Origin of the sequence: Myxococcus sp. CA023 (genome assembly GCF_010998615.1) — a bacterium.
Taxonomy (GTDB): domain Bacteria; phylum Myxococcota; class Myxococcia; order Myxococcales; family Myxococcaceae; genus Myxococcus.
This window is the reverse complement of the sequence record NZ_JAAEAH010000030.1, coordinates 59340-85869: the sequence shown is the minus strand read 5'-3', so window position 1 is coordinate 85869 and position 26530 is coordinate 59340. Positions and strand designations below refer to the sequence as shown.

General features: G+C 70.4%; 3 protein-coding genes. All 3 read right to left on the bottom strand.

All coding sequences use genetic code 11. From position 1 onward, the window contains the following. Position 1: 1 nt before the first annotated feature. Genes F8M74_RS15320 through F8M74_RS15310 form a run of 3 tightly spaced genes read right to left on the bottom strand, consistent with a single transcriptional unit; the run spans position 2 to position 26522 of the window. On the bottom strand, positions 2 to 4549 hold the full coding sequence (locus tag F8M74_RS15320; protein WP_141253199.1) for a non-ribosomal peptide synthetase: 4548 nt from the start codon (positions 4547 to 4549) through the stop codon (positions 2 to 4). Beyond that, on the bottom strand, positions 4546 to 10980 hold the full coding sequence (locus F8M74_RS15315) for a type I polyketide synthase (RefSeq protein WP_141253198.1): 6435 nt from the start codon (positions 10978 to 10980) through the stop codon (positions 4546 to 4548). The genes F8M74_RS15320 and F8M74_RS15315 overlap by 4 nt, the downstream gene beginning before the upstream one ends. Then, the gene (locus F8M74_RS15310; protein ID WP_141253197.1) at positions 10977 to 26522 is read right to left on the bottom strand and encodes a type I polyketide synthase; all 15546 of its coding nucleotides are present in this window, start codon (positions 26520 to 26522) and stop codon (positions 10977 to 10979) included. The genes F8M74_RS15315 and F8M74_RS15310 overlap by 4 nt, the downstream gene beginning before the upstream one ends. Between the last annotated feature and the right edge of the window lie 8 nt (positions 26523 to 26530).

Here is a 26530-nt window from a genome sequence, read left to right as displayed (position 1 = left end):
CCTACCGCCCAGCGGGCGCGGCCAGGAAGCCGCGTTGCACCAGGGAGGAGAGGTACGTCGAAATCAACGTGGCATCCACGGACGGACACGACGTCCCTGTTCCTCCCAGCGCCTTCAGCGTGTGCCCGCTGTCGCAGACCACCATGCGCGGCCCACCCACGCTTCGGTCCTCGGGCGGCACCTGCTGGAGGAACAGGAGCAGGTCTCCCAGCTCACGGTCGGACGGCGCCGCGAGGCCGAGCTCCGCGAGCCACTCGTCATAGGGGAGCACACGCAGCCCGTAGCCAAAAGCTCGCATGTGGCTCCACATTTCGTCCGCTCGGACGAACTGCGGGTTGACCAGGTGGAAGGTCTGACCAAGGGACTCGGGGCGCAGGGACAGGTCCACGATGGCGCTGCTCACGTAGTCCACCGGCGTCACGTCCAGCAGCGCGTCCACGCTGGGTGCACTCCCCAGTTGGACGCAGCCCTTGAGGGTCCTGCACACCAAGTCATCCGTGTTCCACGCCCCCGTCCGGCTGTGCCCCGTCACCCTCCCCGGCCGGTGAATCGTCACGGGGAGTCCTCGCTGCGAGGCCTCACGCACGAGCTTCTCCGCCACCCACTTGCTCTGGGCATAACCGCCCACCAGGCTCGCAGCCGCTTCCAGCGGCTCATCCTCGCGGAAGGGAAGCTGGCGCCCCACCGGCAACACCGACACCGTGGAGACATAGTGCAGCGGCTTGATGCGCGTGCGCATGCACAGGCGGAGAATCTCCCGCGTGCCGAGCACGTTCGCGGCGCGCATCGACTCATAGGGATAGATGAAATTGACGAGCGCACCGTTGTGGTAGACGGCGTCCACCTCCTCCGACAGCCGCTGGAACTCCGCTTCCGACAGGCCCAGCAGGGGCTGGCCGATGTCCCCTCGGACAGGGACGATTCGCGGCGCCAGGTCTTCGCGCCACAGCGAGTAGCTCTCCAGGTTCTTGCGAATCCGCTGCATCCCCTCCTGCTCCGACTTGGAGCGGACCAGGCAATGGATGCGCGCCTGCGTCTTCCGGCAGAGCTCCTCGAGCAGGAATGCGCCGAGGAAGCCCGTGGCGCCCGTCAGCAGCACGGCGCACGCGGGCCCGGAGGTGGGCGGAAGCGCCATTCCCGGCAGCAGCCCGGCCTCCAGCACCGCGTCCGCCTCCAGCTCCGCCACCACGTCATGGACCGGCAGCGAGCCCGTCTTCGCGGCCTCGATGGTGCGCGCCATCTCTTCCAGCGTCGGCGACTGCAACAGGGCCCTCAGCGGGATGTCCGCGCCCGACGCTGCCCGCGCGAGGACGAGCACCCGGTAGAGCAGCAGCGAGTGGCCTCCGAGCTCAAAGAAGTGGTCGTGCACGCCCACCTGCTCCACCCCGAGCACCTGACGCCAGATGTCCGCCAGCGTGGCTTCCCCAGGCGTTCTCGGCGCGACGTGGGCCTTCGCCGTCCCGGAGCCCACACGCTCCGGCGCGGGGAGCGCGGCGCGGTCCACCTTCCCGTTCGGCGTGAGCGGCAAGGCCTCCAGGCTCACGAACACGAAGGGCACCATGTACTCGGGCAGCCGGGACTTGAGGTGGTCGCGCAGCTCACCCGGCGCGGGGGCATTCCCGTCGCGGCCCACCACATACGCCACCAACTGCTTGTCCGCGCCCGGGCCTTCTCGCACGACGACGACCGCATCGCGGATGCCTGGGTGATCCTGCAGCGCCGCGCCAATCTCACCCAGCTCGATGCGGAAGCCGCGGAGCTTCACCTGGTGGTCCATCCGGCCCAGGTATTCGAGTTGCCCGTCCGGCAGCCACCGCGCCAGGTCCCCTGTCCGGTACAAGTGCGCGCCCGCGTCTCCGGCGAAGGGAGACGTGACGAACCGCTCCGCCGTCAGCTCCGTCCGGCCCAGGTAGCCCCGGGCGACACCATGCCCGCCGATGAAGACTTCGCCCGGCACCCCCACGGGCATGGGTTCCCGGTTCGCATCCAGCACGTAGACCTGGGTGTTTCCAACGGGCCGGCCGATGGTCGGCGTCTCGCCCCGGTTCACACGGGTGAACGTGGAATAGGTCGTCGTCTCGCTCGGGCCGTAGAGGTTGAAGACATCTCTCACGTGGCCCAGGGCGTAGATGGAGTCGACCAGCGCTCCCGCCAGCGCCTCGCCCGCCAGATTGACGATGGTGACCGACGCCGGCACCCCACCCCCTCGCAGCAGCGCGCCCATCGCCGAGGGCACGGTGTTGACGAGCGTCACATCCTTCGCCGCGGGCAGCTCGGGCAGCTCCAGCGCGTTCTTCGCGACGATGACCTTCGCCCCACAGCACAGGGGCGTGAAGATTTCGAAGACGGACAGGTCGAAGCAGATGGACGTCGACGCCAGCGTCCCCGCCAACGACTCCGGCGAGAAGACACTCTGGGCCCACTGCAAGAAGGCCACGGCGTTCCGGTGGTCAATCATCACGCCCTTGGGCTTGCCGGTGGAGCCCGAGGTGTAGATGAGATACGCGAGCGAATCGGGCGTCGTGACACGCCCAGGGTTCACCTCCGGCTCGGCGCCGAGGGCGGCGGCTTCCGCATCCAGGCACACCACGCGTGCCTCGGTGGCGGGAAGCTCCGGGAGCAGCCGCTGCTGCGTGAGCAGCACGGGTACCTGCGCGTCCTCGAGGATGAGCGCCAGCCGCTCCTTCGGGTAGGCGGGGTCCAGTGGCACGTAGGCGCCGCCGGCCTTGAGGATGGCCAGCAGGCCGATGACGAGGTCCTCCGTCCGCTCGACGCAGAGACCCACGCGCGCCTCGGGCCGCACGCCCAGCCGCCGCAGGTGATGGGCCAGTTGGTTGGCCCGGCGGTTGAGCTCGGCGTAGGTCAGCGTCCGCGTTCCGCTCACCACGGCCACGGCGTTCGGCGTCCGCTCCACCTGGGCCTGGATGAGTTCGTGCATGCACAGCGCCGGGACGCCGAGCACCGGGCCGTTCCAGGCCGTGAGCAGCCGCGTCCGCTCTTCCATCGACAGCACGGGCAGCTTTGACAGTGGCGTCTCTGGCTTCGCGACGACGGCCGCCAACAACACCTGGAGGTGGCCCACCATCCGCTCCGCCGTCGAGGCGTCGAAGAGTTCGCGCGAGTATTCGAGCATGCCAGCCAGTCCCTGTTCGCCGGAGGCCAGGATGAGGGACAGCTCGAACTTGGCGACGCCTTCCACGCTGCCGTCGGGGGCACCGCCCAGGAATGACCAGCGCGTCCCGGGCAGGTCCAGCGTGGGTGCGGGGATGTTCTCCAGCGTGAAGCAGGCACGCACCAGCGGGTTGAGCCCGCCCTCACGCGATGCGCCGACCGCCTTCACCACTTCGCTGAAGGGCAGCGCCTGGTGGTCCTGGGCGTCGAGCACCGTCTTGCGCGCCCGGGCCAGCCACTGCGAAAAGGTCGGGTCCCCGGACACGTCACTCCGGAGCACGAGCGTGTTGGCGATGAAGCCGATGAGGTCCGGCGGCACGCTCCCCCGGTTCGCGGTCACCGTCCCCACGCCAAAGTCGAGCTGCCCCGAGTAGCGGTGCAGGAGCGCGGCGAACGCGGCGTAGAGCACCATGAAGAGGCTGCACCCTTCACGTTGGCCGAGCTCGCGCAGCGCCTCGCTCAACCCGGGCGAGAAGGCCACGGGCACGATCGCACCTCGGTGGCTGCTGGCGCTGGAGACACCACGGTCCACGGGGAGCTGAAGCGGCGGCAGTCCCTGGAGCTTCTCCTTCCAGAAGGCCCGCTCCCCGGCGCCAGCGGCCCCCGCCAACCATGCCTGCTCACGCAGGGCCGACTCGGCGAACTGCATGGACACGGGTGGCAGGGCCGCGGCCTGTCCCCGTACGAAAGACGCGTAGAGCGCCGACAGCTCCCGGACGAAGACGCCGAGCGACCAGCCATCCGTGATGATGTGGTGCTTCGTCACGAAGAGCGCGGAGTCGTCGGAGTCCAGGGACACCAGCGTCACGCGGAACAGGGGGCCCTGGGCCAGGTCGAAAGGCTGCTGGGCCAGGGCCTCCGAGCGCCGTTGGACCTCTTCGTCACGCTGCGCCTCCGTCAGCCCCCGCACCTCCACAACGCTCAGCGCCGCGCCCACTTCGGGCGATGCGATGACCTGCCTTGGACTTCCGTCCACCTCCGGGAAGGACGTCCGGAGGACCTCGTGCCGGCGGACCAGCTCGTCCAGGCTCCGGCGCAGCGCCACCGTGTCCAGCGCGCCGTGTACCCGCAGCCCCAGGTGGACGTTGTACTGCGCGGTGCCCGGTGACAGCCGGTCCAGGAACCAGAGCCGCTCCTGCCCGCTGGACAGCGGGATGACCTGGGGCCTCGTGATGGGCTGCTCAGGGCCGCTGCCCACCTCGTCGCGCGCGGTGTGCTTGCGCAGGAACGCGAGGATGTCGGCCTTGTTCGCCGCCAGCTCGGTCCGCAGCTCCGGCGTGAGGACGGCCTTGCCCGCCTCCACCACCAGCTTGTCACCGTCGGCACGCAGGCGAACGCCCCTGGCCGCGAGGGTGCCCAACAGCTCCCGTACACTCATAGGACGAAGACCTCGTTGTCGTTGGTTGCGGCCGCCTCTGCCTGGATTGCGAGCGTCTCGACCAGGGCGCGATCCATGACTTCACTCTGGAGATGCGCACAGAGCGCATCCAGCGTCGGGTGCTTCCAAATCAGTGACGCCGGGAGCGACAGCCCCAGTCCCGACGCCAGCCGGTTGCGCAACTCGAGCCCCATCAGCGAGTCGAGTCCGAAGCCTTGGAGCGGCGCTTCGGCGTCGATGCGCGCGGAGTCGAGCCGGAGCACTCGGCCCAGTTGCTCGCGAACGAACTTCTCCAGCGCCACCCGCGCGTCCCGAGGTGTCGCCGTCCGCAAGGCTTCAAGCAGCGCAACATCCCTGGCGGCCTGCGCGCCCTCCCCCGCACTGGCCGGGACGAGCTCCGACAGCCATGGCGAGGACTTCGCTCGCGGATAGAACTCCACCCACTTGCGGAGGTCGAGCGGCATGACCGCCATCTGCGTCACGTCGCCATCCAACAGCCGGCCCAGGATGGCGTTGCCTTCCGCGGGCGTCAGGCTGTCGGAGCCCCGCTGCGCCAGGCGCTCTCCCCGGTTCGACTGCGCTGCGGCCAGACCGACCTCGGAGAAGGGTCCCCAGTTGATGCTCAGGCCCGGCAGCCCCAGCACCCGGCGGTGATGGGCCAGCGCGTCGAGGAAGGCATTGGCCGCGACGTAGTTCCCCTGTCCTGGTGCACCGAACAGGGAGGCCGCCGACGAGTACAGCACGAAGAAGTCGAGCGGCAGGTCGCGGGTCAGGACATGTAGGTTCCAACCACCAAGGACCTTGGGCGCCATCACCCGGCGGAAGCGCTCCACCGACTGCTGCAACAGGACGCCGTCATCCAGCACACCCGCCGCGTGGACGACGCCTCGCAGCGGTGTGCCGCCCTCGGCAATCTCCGCGAGCACCCGGGCAAGCTGAGGCCGGTCGGACACATCCGCCCCCATCACCCGCACGCGCGCTCCCGCCGCTTCGAGCGTGGCCACGTCCGCCTGTTGCGCTGGCGTCAACGTGGTGTCACGCCCAAGGAGGACGAGGTGCCGTGCGCCCTGCTCCACCATCCACTTCGCCACCGCGAAGCCCAGTCCGCCCAGGCCACCCGTCACCAGGTACATCCCATCCGCGCGGAGTCGCCGAGCCCCCGTGGCCGGCACCACCACGCGTGCCCTGAGATGATTCAGGTTGATCGTGCTCACCTCCTCCACGGAGGAGGGCAGGCCCCCGGCCTCGAAGGCGTCCTTCACCTCGCGCCACAGCCGGGCGAACCGGTCGGGCTTGCTGCGCGCGAGGGTGTGCACGTCAACCACGCACCACGCGACGTTCGCATCCCCGGCCGAGGGCGCTTCGGACGTCCCTCGCAAGTCGATGACGCGAGCCCCCTCCGCCAGCACGGCGAGGCTCGGATTGAGGCCGACAGCACCCGGCGCGATGACGGCCAGGTCCAGCCCTCGGCCTCCCGTCGTATCCAGCAGCCCCGTGGCGAATGAGGCGTCCGTAGGGTCCACGACGTGGGCGGCGCCGAGTTCCAGCAGGGCGGCCCGCTGGTCATCCGTCGCGGCTTCGGCGAAGACCTCCGCTCCCATGCGCCGTGCCAACTGGATGGCCGTTCGCCCGAGTCCGCTCGAGGCACCGAGGACCCACACACGGTTTCGCTTCTCCACACGTCCCAGGTGGAACAGGCCGTACCAGACAGGCAGCACGGTCGCGGCCAGCGCCGCGGCCTCTTCATGCGACGACGAGGGCGGACGCGGCGCGGTGTGCCCAACGGGCACGCACAGGTGTGACCCGAGGCCCGACGTCACGAGCGCGATGCGCTCCTCGCCCACGGTGACGTCCTTCACGCCCTCTCCCACCGCCACGATGCGCCCACTGCATGCGGTGGCACCTTCTTCGTCCCAGCGCTCCGGGCTCGACGCACCGCCGAGCCCCGGACGCGCCGCCACTTCGACTTCGAGTTCGACCTCTCCAGGCCCCGGCGGACGGCGGGCCGCGGATCGATACTCCTGGCGCCCTTGAGCATCACGCTCGACCCGGAAGGACTGGCCCTCGGCGGGGACGACGGCCTCATGGGCGGCCCTGCCGGGTGTGCCACGAACGATGCGGCCGACATGTCGCCCATCAGGGCGGAGGGAGATTTCCTCCTCCGCGTCCGCCACGAGCAGCTCGCGCACCAGCGCGCCGGTGGCGTCCTCGATGCGCATGACCGCGGACACATCCACCCGTGTGCACTTCAGCTCGGCGTGCTCCTGCGCGAGCGTGCGCCCCAAGCCCCACAGCGGCGCCTGCACGACGTCCGAAGCGGAGCGGCTGTCCGAACCATGGTGGACCCCCTTCGTGACCATCCACAGACGTGGCGGACTCGACAGGCCCATCCGGGAGAGCCCCTGCACGAGGTGCAGCACGCCGCCGCAGCCCATCAACGGGTCCACGTCGCCCGATTCCAGGCCCGTCAGGTGAATCACGCCGCGCGCAGCGGCCCCCTTGCCGAACGTCTCCGCCAGCACCTCATCGAAGGCCATCGGCGACGCCACGTCCACGGTCCGGCGGCCCGGCTTGGAGCCACCCAGATCGATACGGGTGACTTCACCCTGGCGCGCGCGGAGCCGTGACTCCACCGTGTCCGCCAGCTCGCTGCCATCCGTGATGAGCAACCAACGTCCGCCCGCCTCAGTTCCCTGTGCAGGGAGCTGATCGACGGAGGGGACATGGCGCCACGCCTGGGCGAAGTAGAGGTCCCTGCCCTCCGCATCCGCCACGGGAGCATCCAGTTGCTGAACCCGCAGACCCAGCGCCTCCAGCAGCAGCGTGCCGGACGCATCGCGCAGCACGAGGTCGAACTCGTAGACGCCCCGGCGCGTGCCCTCGGGTGTCCGCATCCGGACGTGGCAGAAGCCCTCGGTCGTGGACGGTGCGTGAAGCCGCAGGTTCTCAAGCGCCACCGGGACGGCGGGGCCCACGTCCTGAGGCACGTCCTCCGGAGGCACCGCCGCGGACACCAACTGGAAGCAGGCGTCGAGCAACGCGGGATGGATTCGATACGTCGAGGCCCGCGCGGCCAATGACTCCGGCAGGCGGAGGTGGCCGAGCGCCTCCCCTCGCCCTCGCCAGACCTGCTGCACGCCCTGGAACGCGGGCCCGTAGGCCACGCCGTTGCGTGCCAGCGTCTCGTAATGCGCCGCCTGGGTCAGGACGTCGGGGCAGCGCTCGCGGATGGCCTCCAATGACTCGGGCGCGTGCCCCGCGTGCCCTGCTTCCAAGAGGTGGATCCGGCCCACGACGTGGGTCATCCACCCCGTCGCTTCCGCCTTCTGGCTCGAAAGCTGGAACGTCAGGGTGCGGCCCTGCTCACCGTGCAGCGCCAGTTGGACGGTGCGCTCCTGGCCCTCGGGCAGGAGCAGGCCCTCTTTGAAGGAGGTGTCGGCCAGCTCGTACGCGGTGCCTCCCGACATCGCATGCGCCGCGGACAGCGCCATCTCCAGATAGGCCGCGCCCGGCACCACCACCGAGCCCGCCACGCGATGGTCCGCGAGGAACGGGGGCTCGCTCGCGCTCAGTGTGGATTCCCAGAAGCGGGTCTCCTGCTGCACGGAGGTCGTGAACGAAGTGCCCAGGAGCGGATGGCCCCCCGAGCGCACGAAGCGGCCTCGCGCTGCACGCGTGGGCCCCAGCTCCAGCCAGTGCCGTTCCCGCTGCCAGGGATACGCCGGCAGTGCGACGCGCCGCCGCTTGTCCGGATGCAGCCGGAGCCAATCCACGCGGTCCACTCGGGTGGCCAGCGCGCCCAGAGATGCGAGCAGCGACGGCCACTCCTCCTGTTCCCGGAGGAGGCTCGGGACGACCAGGCCTCGGCCGGAGGCGTCGCCTTCCCGCAGCATCGCGTCCACGAAGGGCACCAGGATGGGATGCGGGCTCAGCTCGATGAACAGGACGTTCCCGTCCTGGATGAGACGCTGCACCGCGTCCGCGAACAGCACGGGCTGCCGCAGGTTGCGCACCCAATACGCGGCGCTCAGCTCCCGGCCGTCGATGGGGGCGCCTGTCACCGTCGAGTAGAGCGGCACCGTGCTCCCCGTAGGACGGATGCCGGCCATCCGCTCCAGCAAGTCCTGCCGAAGCGGGTCCATCTGTGGGCTGTGGGACGCCACGTCCACCTTCACCCAACGGCAGAAGACCTCGCGCTTCTCCAGGCGCTCCAACACCTCCTTCAACGCCGCCGGGTCCCCCGAGAGCACCGTGGCCTTCGGGCCGTTGCTGACGGCGATGGCAATCCGGTCCTCCGCGCCCCGAATCTCCGCCTCGGCCTGTTCGCGCGAGAGGTCCACCACCGCCATGGCACCCTTGCCGCTGACCCGCCGGAGCAGCTTGCTGCGCTCGCAGATGATGCGCGCGGCGTCGTCCAGCGACAGCGCCCCCGCGACGTGGGCCGCGGCGACCTCGCCCATGCTGTGCCCCACCACCGCGTGCGGCTCCAGGCCCAGTGAACGCCACACCGCCGCGAGCGACACCTGCAAGGCGAACAGCGTCGGTTGGATGACGTCGATGTCATTCCAGCGCGGCTGCTGACCGGGGTTCGTCAACAGCTCGCGCAGCGACCAGTCCGTGTAGTGGCCCAGTGCATCGTGGCACCGGTCGATGGCCTCACGGAAGGTCGTGTCCTGGGCGTACAGCTGCCGTCCCATGCCGAGCCACTGCGAGCCCTGGCCGGGGAACACAAAGACCACCTTCTGGCTGTTGCTCCGGCGCCCCACGGACAGACCGGGGTGGCTCTCTCCGGCGGCGAACGCGTCGAGCTGCGCGATCAGCTCCTGGGGGGACTTCGCCGCGAGCGCGAGCCGGTGGTCATGGTGCGTGCGGCACAGGGCCGCCGTGTAGCTGAGGTCCGCGAGCGTTCCCACGTCCTCGCGCTTCAGGAACGTGCTCCACGTCCGGGCCAGGTCGGCCAGCGCTGGCGCCGTCTTGGCGGACAGGACGACGAGCTGCGCGGTATCGACCTCGGAAGCGGCGGGCGTGGCCGCGGGCGCGGGGGCTTCCTCCAGCACCACGTGCGCGTTGATGCCACTCAGTCCGAAGGAGCTCACCCCCGCGATGCGCCGCCCCTCATGGGCCGGCCAGGGGATTCGCTCGACGGGGACACGCGCGGGGATGCGGTCCCATTCCACGTGGGGATTGGGCGTGTGGAAGTGCAGGTGCGGCGGTATCTCCCGGTGCTGGAGCGACAGAATCGTCTTGATGACGCCGGCGATTCCGGCCGCTGGCTCCAGGTGGCCGATGTTCGTCTTCACCGAGCCGATGAAGAAGGGCCGGTCCTCCGGACGTCCCTTGCCCAGCACGGCCCCCAACGCCCGGAGTTCTATGGGGTCGCCCAGCGGAGTGCCCGTGCCGTGGGCTTCGATGTAGCCCACGAGGGCCGGCGGAACGCGCGCGTTCTCCAGCGCCTTCGACACGACGGCTTGCTGCGACGGTCCGTTGGGCACCGTCAGTCCGCCACTGGCTCCGTCATGATTGACGGCGGAGCCACGAATCAACGCGCGGATGTCGTCACCATCGCGCTGTGCGTCCGATAGTCGCTTGAGCACGAGGATGCCGCAGCCCTCCCCGCGCACGTATCCGTCGGCCGCCGCATCGAAGGTCTTGCAGCGGCCGTCGCTCGCGAGCGCCTGCATGCTGCAAAGGCAAATCGTCGTCTCAGGGGACAGGATGAGATTGACGCCGCCCGCGAGCGCGAGATTGGACTCGCCGCGCCGGAGGCTCTCGCAGGCCAGGTGGAGCGACACCAGTGACGACGAGCACGCCGTGTCGACCGGCATGCACGGCCCCTGCAGGCCCAGCACGTAGGAGATTCGCCCCGGGACGAAGCTGTAGCCGTTGCCCGTCGCCATGTACCCGTCGAAGCGGATCGCGTCGTCTTCCTTGAGCAGGCGTGCCATGTAGTCGCTAGACATCACGCCCATGAAGACGCCCGTCTTGCTGCCCATGAGCTGACCAGGGGCCACGCCCGCGTTCTCCAGGGCCTCCCACGCCACTTCCAGGGCAATGCGCTGCTGTGGGTCCAGGCTCGCCGCTTCGCGCGGCGCGATGCCGAAGAACTCGGCGTCGAAGTGCTCCACGTCATCGAGGAAGCCACCGCGGATGCCGTACATCTTTCCCGGCATCCCGCGCGTCGCGTCGAAGTAGCCCTGCACGTCCCAGCGGGACTCGGGCACCTCGCGCAGCGCATCCACGCCGTCTCGAAGGATCCGCCAGTACGACGGTCCATCGACGGCGCCACCGGGGAAACGGCAACCCATGCCGATGACGGCGATGGGCTCGGTCCGGGCGCGCTCCACCGCATCGAGGCGGGCCTGCATCTTCTCCACGAGCAACGCGGCGCGCTGCAACGCGGAGGGCTCAGCTGACTTTGGCGGGTTGCTCATGTTCCTTCTTCCATCAGTGCGGCGAGCTTCGCTTCGAGCGAGGCGGCAAGCTCATCCGGCGACAGCTCCATGATTCGTTCGAGAAGCGCCGTGTCCTGAGCCGCTCCCTGTCCTTCCTCGGCCGGCTGCGGCTCCTGGCCGAAGACTTCGCCCAGCAGGTAGGCCGCGATGGCCTCCGCCGTCGGGTAGTCGAAGACGAGCGTCGAAGGCAGCGACGCACCGACTGTCTTCTGCAGCCGGTTGCGCAACTCCAGCGCCATCAACGAATCCATGCCCACTTCGAACAGCCGCTGCCGTGGCTCCAGCGGCGTGGATGCATCCAGACCGAGCACCCTCACCGCCGCGTCCAGGACGTGCTCCAGCAGCAGCGCCATGCGCTGGCGGGGTTCCGCGGTGTCGAGCCGGCGCCGCAACTCCGAGGCCGACGGGCCGTCCGCCTCGGGCTCGGCACGCACCTGCCCTGCCACGTCGGCGAGCAGCGTGGGCGCCGCCCCCCGTGGGAACTGCGCCAGGTAGCGCGACCACTGAACCTGCAACAGGGTGAGTTGCGGCTGCGCACGGCTGAAGGCCTTGCCGAAGGCCTTCAGCGCCTCGGCCGGGGTGAAGGCTTCCACACCTTGTGCCTGGTAGCGGGACGCGAGCTCCGCGGCCATGCCCACCTCGGCCCAGGGCCCCCAGTTGATGCTCAGCGCCGGAAGTCCCAGGGCACGCCGGTGATGCGCCAGCGCGTCCAGGAAGGCATTGGCCGCCGCGTAGCTTCCCTGCCCCGGCGCGCCCAGCAGGGACGACGCCGACGAGTACAGGACGAAGAAGTCGAGCGGTTTGCCCTGCGTCAACGTGTGCAGGTGCCACGCCCCGTCCACCTTGGGCGCGAGCACGCGGGTGAACCGCTTCCAGTCCTGTTGCAGGAGGACGCCGTCATCCAGCACGCCCGCCGCGTGGACCACGCCGCGCAGAGGCGCCAGCTTCTCCGCTTCATCCAAGGTGCGACGGACGTCCTCCTGCTTCGACACGTCCGCCTGGAGCACGACCACCCTCGCGCCCGCCGTCTCCAGCGCGCGGATGGCCTCTTGCGCTTCCGGCCTGGGGCCGCCGCGCCCGATGAGCACCAGGTTCCTGGCGCCCTGTTCCACCATCCACCCGGCCAGCGCGAGGCCCAGGCCGCCAAGCCCGCCCGTGAGCAGGTAGCTCGCCTCGGGGTTCAGGCGCGGCAACTCCGTCCGCGCCACGTCCCGCGAGGCGCGAAGGCGGGCCACGTGCCGTTGCCCTTCGCGAATCACCACCTGCCGCTCACCGTCGGTGGCGCCCAGCTCGCGCCAGATGGCGGCGGCCTCGTCACCCAGCACAGAGGGCTCCAGGTCGATGAGCGCGCCAGCCAGCTCGGGGTGCTCCTGCGAGAAGACGGCGCCCAGGCCCCAGAGGGGGACCTGCTCCATCGCCAGCGGCGTGGGACGCGTGTCGAGCGCGCGAGCGCCCCGCGTCACCCACCAGATGCGCGCGGTGAAGGCGGAGTTCGCCAGCGCCTGGGCCAGGGACAGCGCGCTGCCCGCTCCCAACTGGTGCGCCTCTCGCAGGGCATCCACATCCTCGCCACCGGGCCCACGCAGCGCCCAGAGGTGGACGATGCCGCCCAGGGACTCGCCGGGAAGCACCGCCTCCTGGAGCAGCCGCGCGTAGTCCTCGGGCCGCTGGGCATCCAGCGTGAAGCGCCCTTCACCATGACGGACGAACGACGCTCCCGGATGGACCAGCACCGGGCGGCCGCCTTGCTTCAGGATGCGCTCCGCGAGCGCCTCCGCGGTGCCCGAGGTGTCGGCGAACACAATCCAGCGGCCGGCTTCGGGCGAAGCCTCGGGCACGGGCTGCGGCTTCCAGCCCAGTTCGTAGAGGGAGTCCCGCTGGCCGTGGCGCAGCACCGCCATCAGGGCCTCTCGCGGCGCTCGCTTGTGCTTCAGCCCCTCAATCTCGATGAGCACCTGACCATCCGCGTCGACCACCCAGACGTCGCCGGTGATGACCTCGCCCACCGCCTCCTCCGCGTCCCGTCGCACGGCGTAGGCCCAGACGGAGCCGGTCGGCTGCGCGTGGAAGCGGAAGCGTTCCACGGAGATGGGGACGTAGACGGTGCTCAGCATCGCGTCCTCGCGGATGAGGTCCGTTCCCATCGCCTGCAGGAACGAGTCGACCAGCCCCGGGTGGACGTACAGGTTCCGGTCATCCAGGTCCGTGGGCAGGCGCATCTGACACAGCGCCTCGCGGCCCCCACTGTGGATGCGCTCAATCCAGCGGAACGCGTGCCCCAGGTTGAAGCCGATGTCCCAGTTGCGCTCGTAGAGCCCTCCGTCGAGCTGACGCGCGCAGCGGGCCTCGATGTCCTTCCGCGAGAGGAGCGCGGGACGTGCGGGGCCGTCCCCCACCACCAGCGTTCCCGTGCCATTCAGCAGCCATCCCTCGGTCTCCTCGTCGGCGGTGGCGGAGAGGCTGTAGAGCTCGAAGTCGTACCGGCCCTGTCCCTTGGGCGCGAGCACGAGCTGGACGAGCTGCTCCTCGTCGTCCGCGAGCACGATGGGCTGCGAGAAGACGCACTTCTCGATGGTGTACGGCCCCGCGCCGAATGACTGCGCCGCCGTCGCGATGATGCGCGCGATGTGGCACGAGCCGGGCACGACGATGGTGCCGTAGAGCCGGTGGTCCTCCAGGAACGGCAGCGACTGCGCGCTGTAGCGTCCCTCGAAGACCAGCGACTTGCTCAAGGGCGAGCGCACCCGCTGACCGACGAGCGCCTGCGCGGTGGTGAGCGTCGAGACCGTGCGGGGCGTCTTGGGGGCATCCAGCCAGTGTCGCTGGTGCTGCCACGGGTAGACGGGCAGCGCGACACGGGTGCGGTGGCGCTCGCCATTCAGCGCGCTCCAATCCACATCCACGCCCTGGGTGTAGAGCGCGGCCAGGCTGGAGAGAATCTGCGCCTGCTCGGGCTGTCCCTTGCGCAGCGACGGCAGCCAGGTACCCGCGTCGTCCCCAAGGCCCTTGAGCGCCATGCCCGTGAGCGTCGGATGCGGGCCGACCTCGACGAAGACGGTTCCCCCCAATGCCCGCAGCGCCTTGAGTCCGTCGTGGAAGCGCACGGCCTCTCGGACGTGGCGGCGGAAGTACCCGGCGTCGAGCACCGTGCCCTCCTCAAGCACCTGCCCCGTGACGTTGGACGCCAGGTGGATGCGCGGCACCCGGAAGGTGAGGTGTCCCGCCGCCTTCTCGAACGCATCCAGCATCGGCTCCATCAGCGGCGAGTGGAACGCGTGGGACACGGTGAGCCGCCGGGCCTTGAGGCCCTGCGTCTGGAACGCGGCGGAGAGGGCCTCCACTGCCTCACGCTCGCCCGCGATGACGGTGTCCGCGGGCCCGTTGACCGCGGCAATCGACACCCGGTCCGCGTACGGAGTCAGCGCCTGCGCGACGACCGCCTCGCTCGCCGTGATTGACACCATCTCCCCATTGCGAGGCAGCTCCTGCATGAGCCGCGCGCGCCTGGTGATGAGCCGGAGCGCGTCCTCGAGTTCCAGCACCCCCGCCACACACGCGGCCACGTACTCCCCCACGCTGTGCCCCAGCACCGCCCAGGGCTCGACGCCCCAGGAGCGCCACAGCTCCGCCAGGGCGTACTCCAGCGCGAAGAGCGCCGGCTGCGTGTACCCGGTGTCGTCGATGCGCGCATCCGCCCCGTGCATCACGGAGAGGAGTGAGTCGCTCCACTCCCCCTCGAGCAGGGCATTGCACCGGTCCAGGGCCGCGCGGAAGACAGGCTCCGTTTCGTACAACTCACGGCCCATGCCCGCGTACTGCGCGCCCTGTCCCGTGAAGACGAAGACGACCTTGGGCTCCTCCCCCTCGAATCGGTGCTGGGCCAGCCGAGGTACTTCCTCCCCTCGGGCGAAAGCCTGCAGCCGCTCCCGGGCCTGCTCCGCCGTCTCCACCACGAGCGCCATGCGGTGAGAGAACGACGTGCGCTGGGTGTTCGCCGCGTGGGCGACATCCGCGAGCGACAGCTCTGGCCGCTGGGCGAGGTGCTCCCCGACTCGGACCGCGAGTTGCGCGAGCGCCCCCTTCGTCTTCGCCGACAGCGCGAGCACCTGCGCGCCGCGCTCGGCCTGCGCCTTGGCGGGCTCCGGCCGGGGCGCCTCCTCCACGAGGATGTGCGCGTTGGTACCGCTCAAGCCGAAGGCGCTGATGCCGGCGATTCGTGGACGCGCCCGCTCCGGCCAGGCGGTGACTTGCGTCGGGATATCCAGCGGGAAGCCGTTCAGCTCGATGTGCGAGTTGAGGTTCTTGAGGTGCAGGTGCGGCGGAATCACGCCGTGCCGGTGCGCCAGGACGACCTTGATGAGCCCGGCGATGCCCGCCGCGGCCTCCAGGTGGCCAATGCTGGTCTTCACCGAGCCCATCAGCAGCCGCTGCTCGGGCGTGCGCCCCTCGCCGAGCACGTTGGCCACGGCGCGGACCTCGATGGGGTCGCCGAGCGACGTGCCCGTGCCATGCGCCTCGATGTAGTCCACGTCCGAGGGCGCGACGTTCGCGTTGGCCAGGGCGGCGCGGAGGACCTGCTGCTGGGCGTCCCCGTTCGGCACGGTGAGCGCGCTGCTCGGACCATCGTGATTGACGGCCGAGCCACGGATGACGGCGAGGATGTCATCGCCATCCCGCTTCGCGTCCGACAGGCGCTTGAGGACGACCATGCCGCAGCCTTCGCTGCGCACGTAGCCGTCGGCGGATTCGTCGAACGTCTTGCACCGGCCGTCCGCGGACAGGGCCCGGAGTTGCGCCAGGTAGATGGTGGAGTGCGGCGCGAGCGTCATGTTGACGCCACCCGCCAGCGCCAGGTTGGCCTCGCCACCGCGCAGGGCCTGGCAGGCGAGGTGCACGGCCACCAGTGACGACGAGCACGCCGTGTTGAGGCTCATCGCCGGCCCCTGGAAGCGGAGCAGGTAGGCCAGTCGGCCCGCGGCGAAGCTCGCGTCGTTGCCGGTGGCGATATAGGCGTCACCCGCCGCCGACGCGCTCCCCACGCCGTTGAGCATCGCGTACTCGTTGCTGCCGATGCCGACGAACACCCCCGTCTTGGTGTTGGCCAGCCGCGCGGGCGCGAGTCCCGCGTGCTCCAACGACTCCCAGGCGACCTCCAGCAGCAGACGCTGCTGTGGGTCCATGTTCGAGGCCTCGCGAGGCGCAATCCCGAAGAACTGGGCGTCGAACTGGTCGGCGTCGTCCAGGAAGCCGCCCCAGCGCGTGTACGTCTTGCCAGGGACGCCCGGCCGCGCGTCGTAGTAGTCGTCTACCTTCCAGCGCGAGGCGGGGACCTCGCGGATGGCATCCACGCCCCCCTCCAGCAGCTTCCAGAAGGCGTCCGGGCCGGAGGCCTGTGGGACACGGCAACCCATGCCGATGATGGCAATGGGCTCCGTCGCGCTGCTGACGACGCGGCCGGTCTCCTCCTTCGCCTCCACCTCCAGCCGGAGCACGTCCTTGAGCAGATACGTGGAGAGGGCCAGGACGGTCGGACGGTCGAAGGCGATGGTGGACGGGACCTGGACACCGAAGCGCGCCACCAGCCGCCGACGAAGCTCCACGGCGGTGATGGAATCCATGCCCGTGTCGAAGAAGCCCTGCTCCAGCTTCACCGCCGCGCTGGAGGCGAAGCCCAGCACTCGGGCCACCTCCTCACGCACCCACGACGTCACCAACTCCTTGCGCCGCGCGGGCGTGGCGTTGCGCAACTGCGCCAGCGTCTCGCTGCCGTCCACCGGTTCCACCGGCGTGGGCATGGAGGGAGCACCGAGCACCTCGAGGAGCGGCCGGGGCGCCCGCGACTCGTACACGGACTTGAAGAGGCTCCAGTCAATCTGCGCCACACTCCGCTGCGTCACGTCCATGGCGAGCAGCCCTCCGAGCAACTGGAGCCCGCCCTCCACGGTGACACCGCGCACGCCGATGCGCTCGAACCAGCGCAGTCCGTCCTCGGCGACCATGCCTTCGGCCGCCCACGGCCCCCAGTTGATGCTCAGCGCATGCTGGCCCCGCGCGCGGCGGTGGTGCGCCAGCGCATCGAGGAACTGATTACCCGCGGCGTAATGCCCCATCTGCGCCGAGCCCCACACGGCCGAGCCCGACGAGAAGTAGACGGTGAAGTCCAGGTCCAGCCCCTGCGTGAGCTGGTGCAATACCCAGCCACCCGCCACCTTCGGGCGCAGGATGGAGGCGAGCGCCGCCTCATCCATGGCCTCCAGCGATACCTGCGTGGAGACTCCCGCGGCGTGAATGACGCCCTTCAGCGGGGCCGGTCCCCGCTGGACGGCGTCGATGACCTCCGACATGCGCGCCGCATCCGCCACATCCGCGCTGAGGGCCTGGATGACGGCGCCCTCCGCTTCCATGGCCTCGATGGCGGAGACCTGCCGGCCCACATCATGGTCGCGGGGAATGGCGGCCCACGCGTCGCGGCTCGGCAGTCCCTTCCGGCCCAGCAGCACGAGGTGCCGCGCGCCCTGGGAGACGAGCCAGCGTGCCACGTGGAGTCCCAATCCGCCCAGGCCGCCCGTGACGAGGTACGTCGCATCCGCGCGAAGCGTGAGGCGGGCATCGCCAACCGCAGGCGCCGAGGGAACCAGCCGAGCCACGTGACGGGTGCCATCGCGGAGAGCCGCCTGGTCCTCGCCATCCGCTCCGGACAGCTCGCGCCACAGCGCTTCCACCTCGCCCTCCGGCGCGGCGGGGTCCAGGTCCAGCAGGCCGCCCCAGACCTCCGGGTGCTCCAGCGCCAGGACACGGCCCAGGCCCCACAGCGGAGCCTGTACGGGCGAGCCGCTCGTGACGTTGCCCACCGGCTGGGTCCCCCGCGTACACAGCCACAACCGGGCGCCACTCGCGGACGGTGACTTCACCAGCGCCTGCACCAGCCGCAGCGCCGCGTGGACGCCTCGTTTCTGCGCGGACTCCACCTCCGCGAGTGTGGGCTCCGCGCCGGACACGGTATCCGCGCCCCACAGGTGAACCACGGCCTTCACCGGGCCCACGTCCTGGAGCAATTGCGCGTAGTGCTCCGCGTTGTCCGGGTGGATGGAGCGCACCTTCTGGCCTTCGACGGCCGCGACCTCCCCGGGGACGACAAGCCAGCACGGTTCGCCCAGGGCTTCCAGATGGGCCGCCAGCGCGGCACCGACGCCCTCACGGTTCCCGAAGACGAGCCAGGCTCCCTCGCCCCTGGGCGCACGCGGCGAAGGCGCCCCCCGCTCACGCGCGTGCCAGGTGATGTCGTAGACCCAGCCACCCGGACTTTGGACACCCGACGTGTCCGTGCTCCGGGCCACGGAGTCCCGGGGCAGCGTCTTCACGGGCGCATCGTCAATCCAGTACCGCGAGCGCTGCCACGGGTAGAGCGGCAGCGACGCGAGACGGCCTCCCTCCGGGAAGAGCCGACTCCACTCCACGGGGTAGCCCTTCACGTGGAGCCCGCCCAGCGCGCCCAGCATCACCGTCTGGCCAGCCCGCCCCTTGCGCAGTGACGGCACCGCCGCGCCTTCCAGCTCACGGCGTCGCAGCGCCTGCTCCACGTACCGGCCGAGCGCGGGCTGAGGCCCCAGCTCGACGAAGAGCCGGTGCCCTTGCTCCAGCAACGCTGCCACCGCCGCTGAGAACCGCACGGGCTCTCCGACGTTGCGCGCCCAGTACGCCGCGTCGAGTGCCGTGCCGTCGATGGCCTCGCCACTCACCGTGGAGAACATCGTGACGGACGCCGGCCGCGTTTCGATGTGGCCCAGTACCTGGGTCAGCTCGGCCTGGAGCGGTGCCATCTGGTGGCTGTGGAAGGCGTAGTTGACGCCCAGGTCTCTCGTGGCGACACCTCGCGCACGCAGTGTTTCGAGCACCGCTCCGAGCGCCGCCGGTTCACCCGACAAGACGACGCTCCGGGCGTCGTTGATGGCACCCACCGACAGCCGGCCCGCGTAGGGCGCCAGCTCGCGCTGAGCCTCGTCGGGCGACAGTTCGACGGAGGCCATGCGGCCCTGCCCCGTCGCCTTCTGCATGATGCGGCTGCGGTGCGCCACCAGCCGAGCGGCCTCAGACAGGCTCAGCGCTCCAGCCACATGCGCTGCGGCCACCTCGCCCACGCTGTGCCCCACGACCGCGGACGGGACGACGCCCAGTGCACGCCATGCGGCCGCGAGCGCGACCTGGATGGCGAAGATGGCGGGCTGGGCCACCTCCGTCTCCTCCAGACGGGACTCGGGCCCGTCCGCCATCAGCGCGTCGATGATGGAGTTCCGGGTGTGCGGAGCCAGCGCCGCGTCCACGTCACGCAACGCGGCGGCGAAATCTCCGTTGTTCGCAAAGAGGTCACGCCCCATGCCCTGCCACTGGGAGCCCTGGCCTCCGAAGACGAAGACGACCTGTTCCCGGCGCCCCTCCGCGACGCCCGTCGTCAGGTACGGTGGTGCCCCGCCTTCGAGGAACGCCAGGAGCTGTTCGCCCCACTCCTCCGCCGTACGACCGGCCACCGCGAGCCGGTGTTCGTGGGGGTTGCGCCGCAGCGCCGCGGTGTAGGCCAGGTCTTCGAGCCGCGGCGCCACGTCCCGAGGTTGATCCAGGAGTGCGTGGTACGAGCGGACCAGGGCTCGCAGCGCGCCCTCGCTCCTCGCGGACAGTGTGAGCAGCCGCGCGGCGGTCTGGGTGGCCTCGGGCACGGGCGAAGACGCGGGTGCCTCTTCGACAATCACGTGCGCGTTCGTCCCGCTGATGCCGAAGGAACTCACCGCCGCGTAACGGCGCCGCTGGGAGACGGGCCACGGCTGTTGCTGCGTCGGGATGGCGAAGGGCGTGTCCTCGATGGAGATGCGAGGGTTGAGTGCCTTGAAGTGCAGGTGCTTCGGAATGGCCTCATGCCGGAGCGCGAGGAGCACCTTGATGAGGCCCGCCATGCCGGCCGCTGCCTCCAGATGACCGATGTTCGTCTTCGCGGAGCCGAGGAAGCAGCGCGAGTCATCCTCGCGCCGGTGGCCATACGTCTCCCGAAGGGCCTCCACCTCTATCGGGTCGCCGAGCGGCGTGCCGGTGCCGTGGGCTTCGATGTAGCCAATGTCCTTGGGCGACACCTGGGCCGCTGTCAGTGCCTCACGAATCAGGGCCTGCTGCGACAGGACGTTGGGCGTCGTCAGGCCGGTGGAGCCGCCATCCTGGTTCACCGCCGATGCGCGAATCACGCCCAGGACGTTGTCTCCGCTGGCCAGCGCATCGGAGAGCCGCTTCAGCACCACGACGCCGCAGCCCTCCCCCCGGACAAAGCCATTCGCCCGCGAGTCGAAGGTCCGGCAGCGCCCATCCGGAGACAGCGCCGTCAGCTTGGAGAGCCAGGAACTGGGCCGCTGCGACAGGAGCAGGTTGACGCCGCCCACGAGCGCCGCGTCGCACTCGCGGTTGCGCAGACTCTGGCCGGCCAGGTGCAGGGCCACCAGCGAGGACGAACAAGCCGTGTCCACCGACATGGCCGGCCCCCGCAGGTCCAGCAGGTACGAGAGCCGCCCGGCAATCACGCTGTTGGAGCAGCCGATGACCGAGTAGACGTCGCCCTCCACGTCGCGCTCCGCCTGGAGCATCGCGTAGTCATTGCCGCAGACGCCGACGAAGACGCCCGTCCGAGTGCCCGACAAGCGCGCCTTCGGCAGGCCGGCGTCTTCCAGCGCCTCCCACGCGACCTCGAGCAGCAAGCGCTGCTGCGGGTCCATTGCCACGGCCTCGCGTGGCGCAATCCCGAAGAACTCCGGGTCGAAGCCATCCACCCGGTCCAGGAAGCCGCCCCAGCGCGTGCCCTTGTGCTCCGCCGCGTCCGTGCTGCTCTTCCAGCGGTCGGCGGGCACCTCACGGACTGCGTCCACGCCTCCACTCAGCAGCCGCCAGTACGCCTCCGGGTCATTCGCGCCGCCCGGGAAGCGGCAGCCCATGCCGACGATGGCGAGCAGCTCGGGGCCCTGCGCCGTCGTCCCCACCGCCGGAACAACCTGCGCCTCCTTCACCACCGGACGCACCGTGACGCGCGACTCGGCGTCGAGGACGGGCTCCAGCTTGCCGAACAGGTGCGCCGTCAGCGTCCGCACCGTGGGATAGGCATAGGCCAGCGTCGCGGACAGCGTGAGCTTCAGCCCGGACTCGAGCCGGTTGCGCAGCTCCAGTCCGGTCAGGCTGTCCATCCCGAGGTCGCCAAACGGCTGCTCGGGGTCGATGCGCGCCGGCTCCATGCGGAGGATGCGTCCCAGTTGCTCGCGCAGGTAGCCCTCCAGCAGTCCTCGCCGCTGAGAAGGCTCCGCCGCCGCGAGCATCTCCCGCGCGGTCCCCTTGCGCGAAGCCGGCGTGCTCACCCGTTCCTGCATCAGCGCGGAGAGGAAGGGCGACTGCGCCGCGCTCAGGTAGAACTCACGCCACTGCCGCAGGTCGAGCGGCACCACGGCCACCTGCGCGGCCTCCTTCGCCAGCAGGCGCCCCAGCGCATCCAGGGCTTGCGCTGGCGGCATGTTGCCCACGCCGCGCAAGGCCAGGCGGTCGCCCCGGTTCGTCGCCACCGCGGCCAGGCCCACTTCGGCCCAAGGGCCCCAGTTGACGCTCAACGCGGGGAGTCCCGCCGCACGCCGGTGGTGCGCGAGCACATCCATGAAGGCGTTGGCCGCCGCGTAGTTGCCCTGTCCCGGCGAGCCGAGCATCGACGCGGCGGAAGAGAACATCACGAAGAAGTCCAACGGACGGCCCAGCGTCTGGGCATGCAGATTCCACGCGCCCTGGACCTTCGGAGCCAGCACCGTGCGAAGCCGCTCGGCGTCGAGCTGCGCGAGCACACCGTCGGCGATGACACCCGCCGCGTGGACGATGCCGCGCAGCGGCGGCAGCTCCGCATCCATCGAAGCCAGAAGGCGCGTCACGTCGGCGGCGAGGGTGACGTCCGCCGCGTAGACGCGCACATCGGCGCCGCTCGTCCGGAGTTCGCCCAGCGTCCGGTTCGCCTCGTCGGTGGGCGCGCTCCGGCCGGTGAGCGCCAGGTGCCGGGCGCCCCGCTGGATGAGCCACTTCGCTACTTCCAGCCCGAGCCCGCCCAGGCCGCCGGTGATGAGGTACGTCCCCTCCGCCGAGAGCACACGGGGCTCCGTCGCCTTCCCACCAGCGACACCCCGCCCCAACCGGGCAACGTGGCGCTGACTTCCGCGCAGCGCAATCCGGTCCTCCGCGCTGTCCGCGAGGAGCTCCGCAGCCAGCGACGTGACTTCCTCAGGGGACGGCTGCGCGCTCAGGTCCACATGAGCGCAGCGCAGCTCCGGGTGCTCATGGGTGATGACTGCCGCGAGGCCCGCGAGAGGCGCGGCCGCCGAAGCACCCGGCGCCGAATCCCGGGCGAGGACGTGCAGGCCCGACGTCACCAGCCACAGGCGCGGTGCGTCGCGCCAGCCCCGCTGGGCCCACGCCTGGAGCAGGGACACCACGCTGGTTCCGCTCAGCGTCACGGCCTGCTCGAAGGCCTCTGGCTCCGCCACGCTGGACGCCACGTCGAGCCCGTACAGGTGCACCATGCCCTTGCACGGCGACTGCTCGCTGAAGGCGTCTCGGAGGAGCGCCTGGAAGTCCTCCAGGCGCGACGGGTTGACGCGGTAGTGGTCTTCGGAGAGCCGCGCGTAGGCAGCCCCCGCCTCCACCACGACGCTGCCCTCGGCGTGCTCCGCGAGCTCCCGGGCCAAGGACTGTCCGACGCCACGCGCATCCGCGAAGACGAGCCACCGGCCCGCCCCCCGCCCAGCCACGGCATCCTCCCGAGCCACGCGAGGCTGCGGCTGCCACTGAACGGAGTACGTCCAGCGGTCCACTTCATCGACGGGCTTGCTGGCCGCGAAGACCTTCTTGCAGACCAGCCGCTGCACCTCCGCCACCACCCGTCCCTGGTCATCCAGGAGGGTGACGTCGCACTCGATGGCGCTCGCCCCCGAAGCGGCCCCATTGACGATGCGGACGTGACTCCAGAGCGCGGCCTCCGCCGGAGCCAGGGCGCGCAGCCGGGAGAAGGACGAAGGGACATACACGCCGCCTTCGCCGTCCACGCCTCCCAACGCCGCCGCCAGGACCTGGAAGCAACCGTCGAGCAACGCGGGGTGCAGGCTGTACCGGGCGTCCTCTGCCGTCCGCTCGCCCGCGAGCTGCACGCGGCCCAGCGCCTCACCGTCCGCGCGGTAGAGCTCCGTAACGACGCGATAGCTGGAGCCATAGTCCAGGCCGATGTCGCGAAGGCCCTGGTAGTGCGCCTCCACCGACACCGGGATACTCAGCCGCGCACGCAACGCCTCCAGTCCGGCGGGCTCCGCGATAGACGAGTCGCCCTGGCGGAGGGTGCCTTCCGCGTGAAGCGTCCAGTTCAACTCATCCGACGGCGTCTCCCGCAGCACCGGCGCGCTGAAGAGCCGGAACGCGTGCGGCCCTGAACGCTCCGTGGAGAGCCACAGCTGGAGCACCCGCTCCTCGTCCTCCGGGAACGCCATGAGCGCGCTGAAGCTCACCTCCTCCAGGGATACGGGCGCCCCCAGCGCCTGTCTGGCCGCGCTCAGCGCCATGTCGGCCATGGCCGCTGCGGGCAAGGCGGGCACGCCCTGGACGCGATGCTCCGACAGCAGCGGGAAGTGCTTCGGACCCAGCTGCACCTGCCACAGCCGGGAGACATCCCCCTGAGCGGACAGGTCGATGCGCTCACCGATGAGCGGATGCCCAGAGATGGACCTCGACGTCCGCGCCGCACGGGACACGGGCTCCATCCAGAAGCGCTCGCGCTGCCAGGGGTACGTGGGCAGCGGCACGAACTGGCCCTTGCTCGGGTACAGCCGGTTCCACGCAACGCGGTGGCCCGTCGCGTAGAGGGCGCCCAGCGAGGACAGCATCGTGTGCCGTTCGTCCTCTCCACGCCGCAGGGACGCCAGCACCACGCCCTCAGCATCTACTGTGCCCAGGGTCTGCTCGACGGCCGGGAGCAGCACGGGGTGCGGACTCACCTCGATGAACGCGGAGTGCTCGCTCGCCAGGAGCCGCCGTGTCGCGGCCTCGAAGCGCACCGGGAGGCGGAGGTTGTTGCCCCAGTGGGCGGCGTCCAGCTTCGCGCCATCCAGGAACTCACCGGTCACCGTGGAGCAGACGGGCACCTGCGCGGCACGCGGGGAGATGCGCGCCACGCGGCCCTCCAGCTCGCGGCTGATGACCTCCACCAACGGCGTATGCGACGGCACGTCCATCTTCACCCAGCGGGTGAAGACACCGCGCTGCCCCAGCGCCGCGACTGCCTCCTGGACCGCTTCCGGCGCCCCCGACAGCACCTGCGACCGGGGGCCATTCAGTCCGCCCAGCCAGAGCTTGCCGCTCCAGGGACGGATGGCCTCCTCTGCCTCCTCCACCGACAGTTCGACCAGCGCCATGGTCGCGCCTCGGCCGCCCAGGCTCCGCATCAGCTTGCTGCGGTGGCAGATGATGAGGCAGGCATCCGCCAGGCTCAGCGCGCCAGCGACGTGCGCGGCGACGACCTCGCCCATGCTGTGCCCCATCACCGCGTCGGGCTCGATGCCCCACGAGCGCCACAGGGCTGTCAGCGCCACCTCGACGGCGAAGAGGACCGGCTGGTTGATGTCGATCTCCGCCAGGCGCGAGCGCTGCTCGTCCGCGGCGATTTCGTCGAGCACGCTCCAGCCCAGTTGGGGCCGCAGCGCCAGGTCCACCTGGACGAGCGCGTCCCGGAACACCGGCTCCTGCTCCATCAATGCCCGGCCCATACCTGCCCGCTGCGCGCCCTGCCCCGGGTAGACGAAGACGAGCTTCCGGCGCGCGCCGAACGCCTTGCGGCCCGTCCAGGTACCCTCGGGCAGCTCGCCTCGCGCGAAGGCCCGGAGCCGCTCCGCCGTGCGCTCGGGAGCGTCCGCCAGCACCGTGAGCCGGTGGGTGTGATGCGTGCGGTGGGACGACGCCGTGTAGCAGACGTCAGAGAGGCTCGCCGCCCCACCCCGGTCCAGGCGCTTCGCATGACGCTCCGCGAGGGACTGGAGGGCTTCACGGCTGCGCGCGGACAGGGGCAACAGCTCCGGCCGCTGTGGCAGCGCATCCTTCGCCGCCGGAGCGGGCGCCTCTTCGAGGATGACGTGGGCGTTGGTGCCGCTGATGCCGAACGAGCTGACGCCCGCGCGGCGGGGCTGTCCGGCGGCCGTCTCCCACAGGGTGAGCCGCGTGGGGATGGTGAGCGCGCTGCCCTCCATCTGGATGCGCGGGTTCACCTGCTTGAGATGCAAATGCGCCGGGATGCGCTGGTGACGCATCGCGAGGACGACCTTCATGATGCCCGCTACGCCCGCCGCGGACTCCAGGTGTCCCAGGTTCGTCTTCACCGAACCGATGCCACACACGCCACCATCCGCGCGAGGCGCACCGTACGTCTCGCGCAGCGCCTCGACCTCGATGGGGTCACCGATGGGCGTCCCGGTGCCATGCGCCTCCACGTAGCTCACCTGCTCTGGCTTCAGCCCCGCGCTATCCAACGCCTGGCGGATGAGGGCCTGCTGCGAGAGCACGTTGGGCGTGGTGAGCCCGGTCGACTTGCCATCCTGGTTGATGGCCGAGCCGCGAATCGTCGCCAGGATGTGGTCGCCGTCCGCGAGCGCATCCGACAGCCGCTTCAGCACGACGATGCCGCAGCCCTCGCCACGCGTGAAGCCGTTGGCGGAGGCATCGAACGCCTTGCTCCGGCCGTCCGGCGCGAGCGCCTGGAGCTTGGCCACGAGCTGCACGGACTGCGGCGAGAGAATCAGGTTCACGCCGCCAGCGAGCGCCATGTTGCACTCGCGCGCTCGCAGGCTCTGGCAGGCCAGATGGAGCGACACGAGCGAGGATGAGCACGCCGTGTCCACCACCAGGCTCGGGCCCTGGAAATTGAAGAGATAGGACAGGCGGCCGGAGAGGACACTGGCTGCAACGCCCGTGGCGCTGAACGCGTCACCTGTCTCCGGCTGCTCCACCTGCATGCAGTGGTAGTCGTCATTGCAGGCGCCGATGAAGACGCCGCTGCGGCTGCCCGACAGCTTGTCGACGTCCAGGCCCGCGTCCTCGAGCGCCTCCCACGCCACCTCCAGCAGCAGGCGCTGCTGGGGGTCCATCCGCACGGCCTCGCGGGGGGAGATGCCGAAGAAGCCCGGGTCGAAGCCGTCGACCGCGTCCAGGTAGCCGCCCCAGCGCATCGCGCCTTCCGTGAGGCCGGAGACGTCCTCCCGAGGCCAACGGTCGAGCGGAATCTCCCGCACGGCGTCGACGCCCCCTTCGAGCAGACGCCAGTACGCCTCCACGTCGTCCGCCTTCGGGAAGCGGCACGCCATGCCCACGATGGCAATGGGCTCCTTCGCGGCGCCCTCCACGGCATTCAGCCGCGACTGCATCTTCTCCAGCGCCACCAGCATGCGCTTGGCGGGAGACAGCTCGTTCGACTCGTCAGTGCGATGTGCCATGTCGGAAT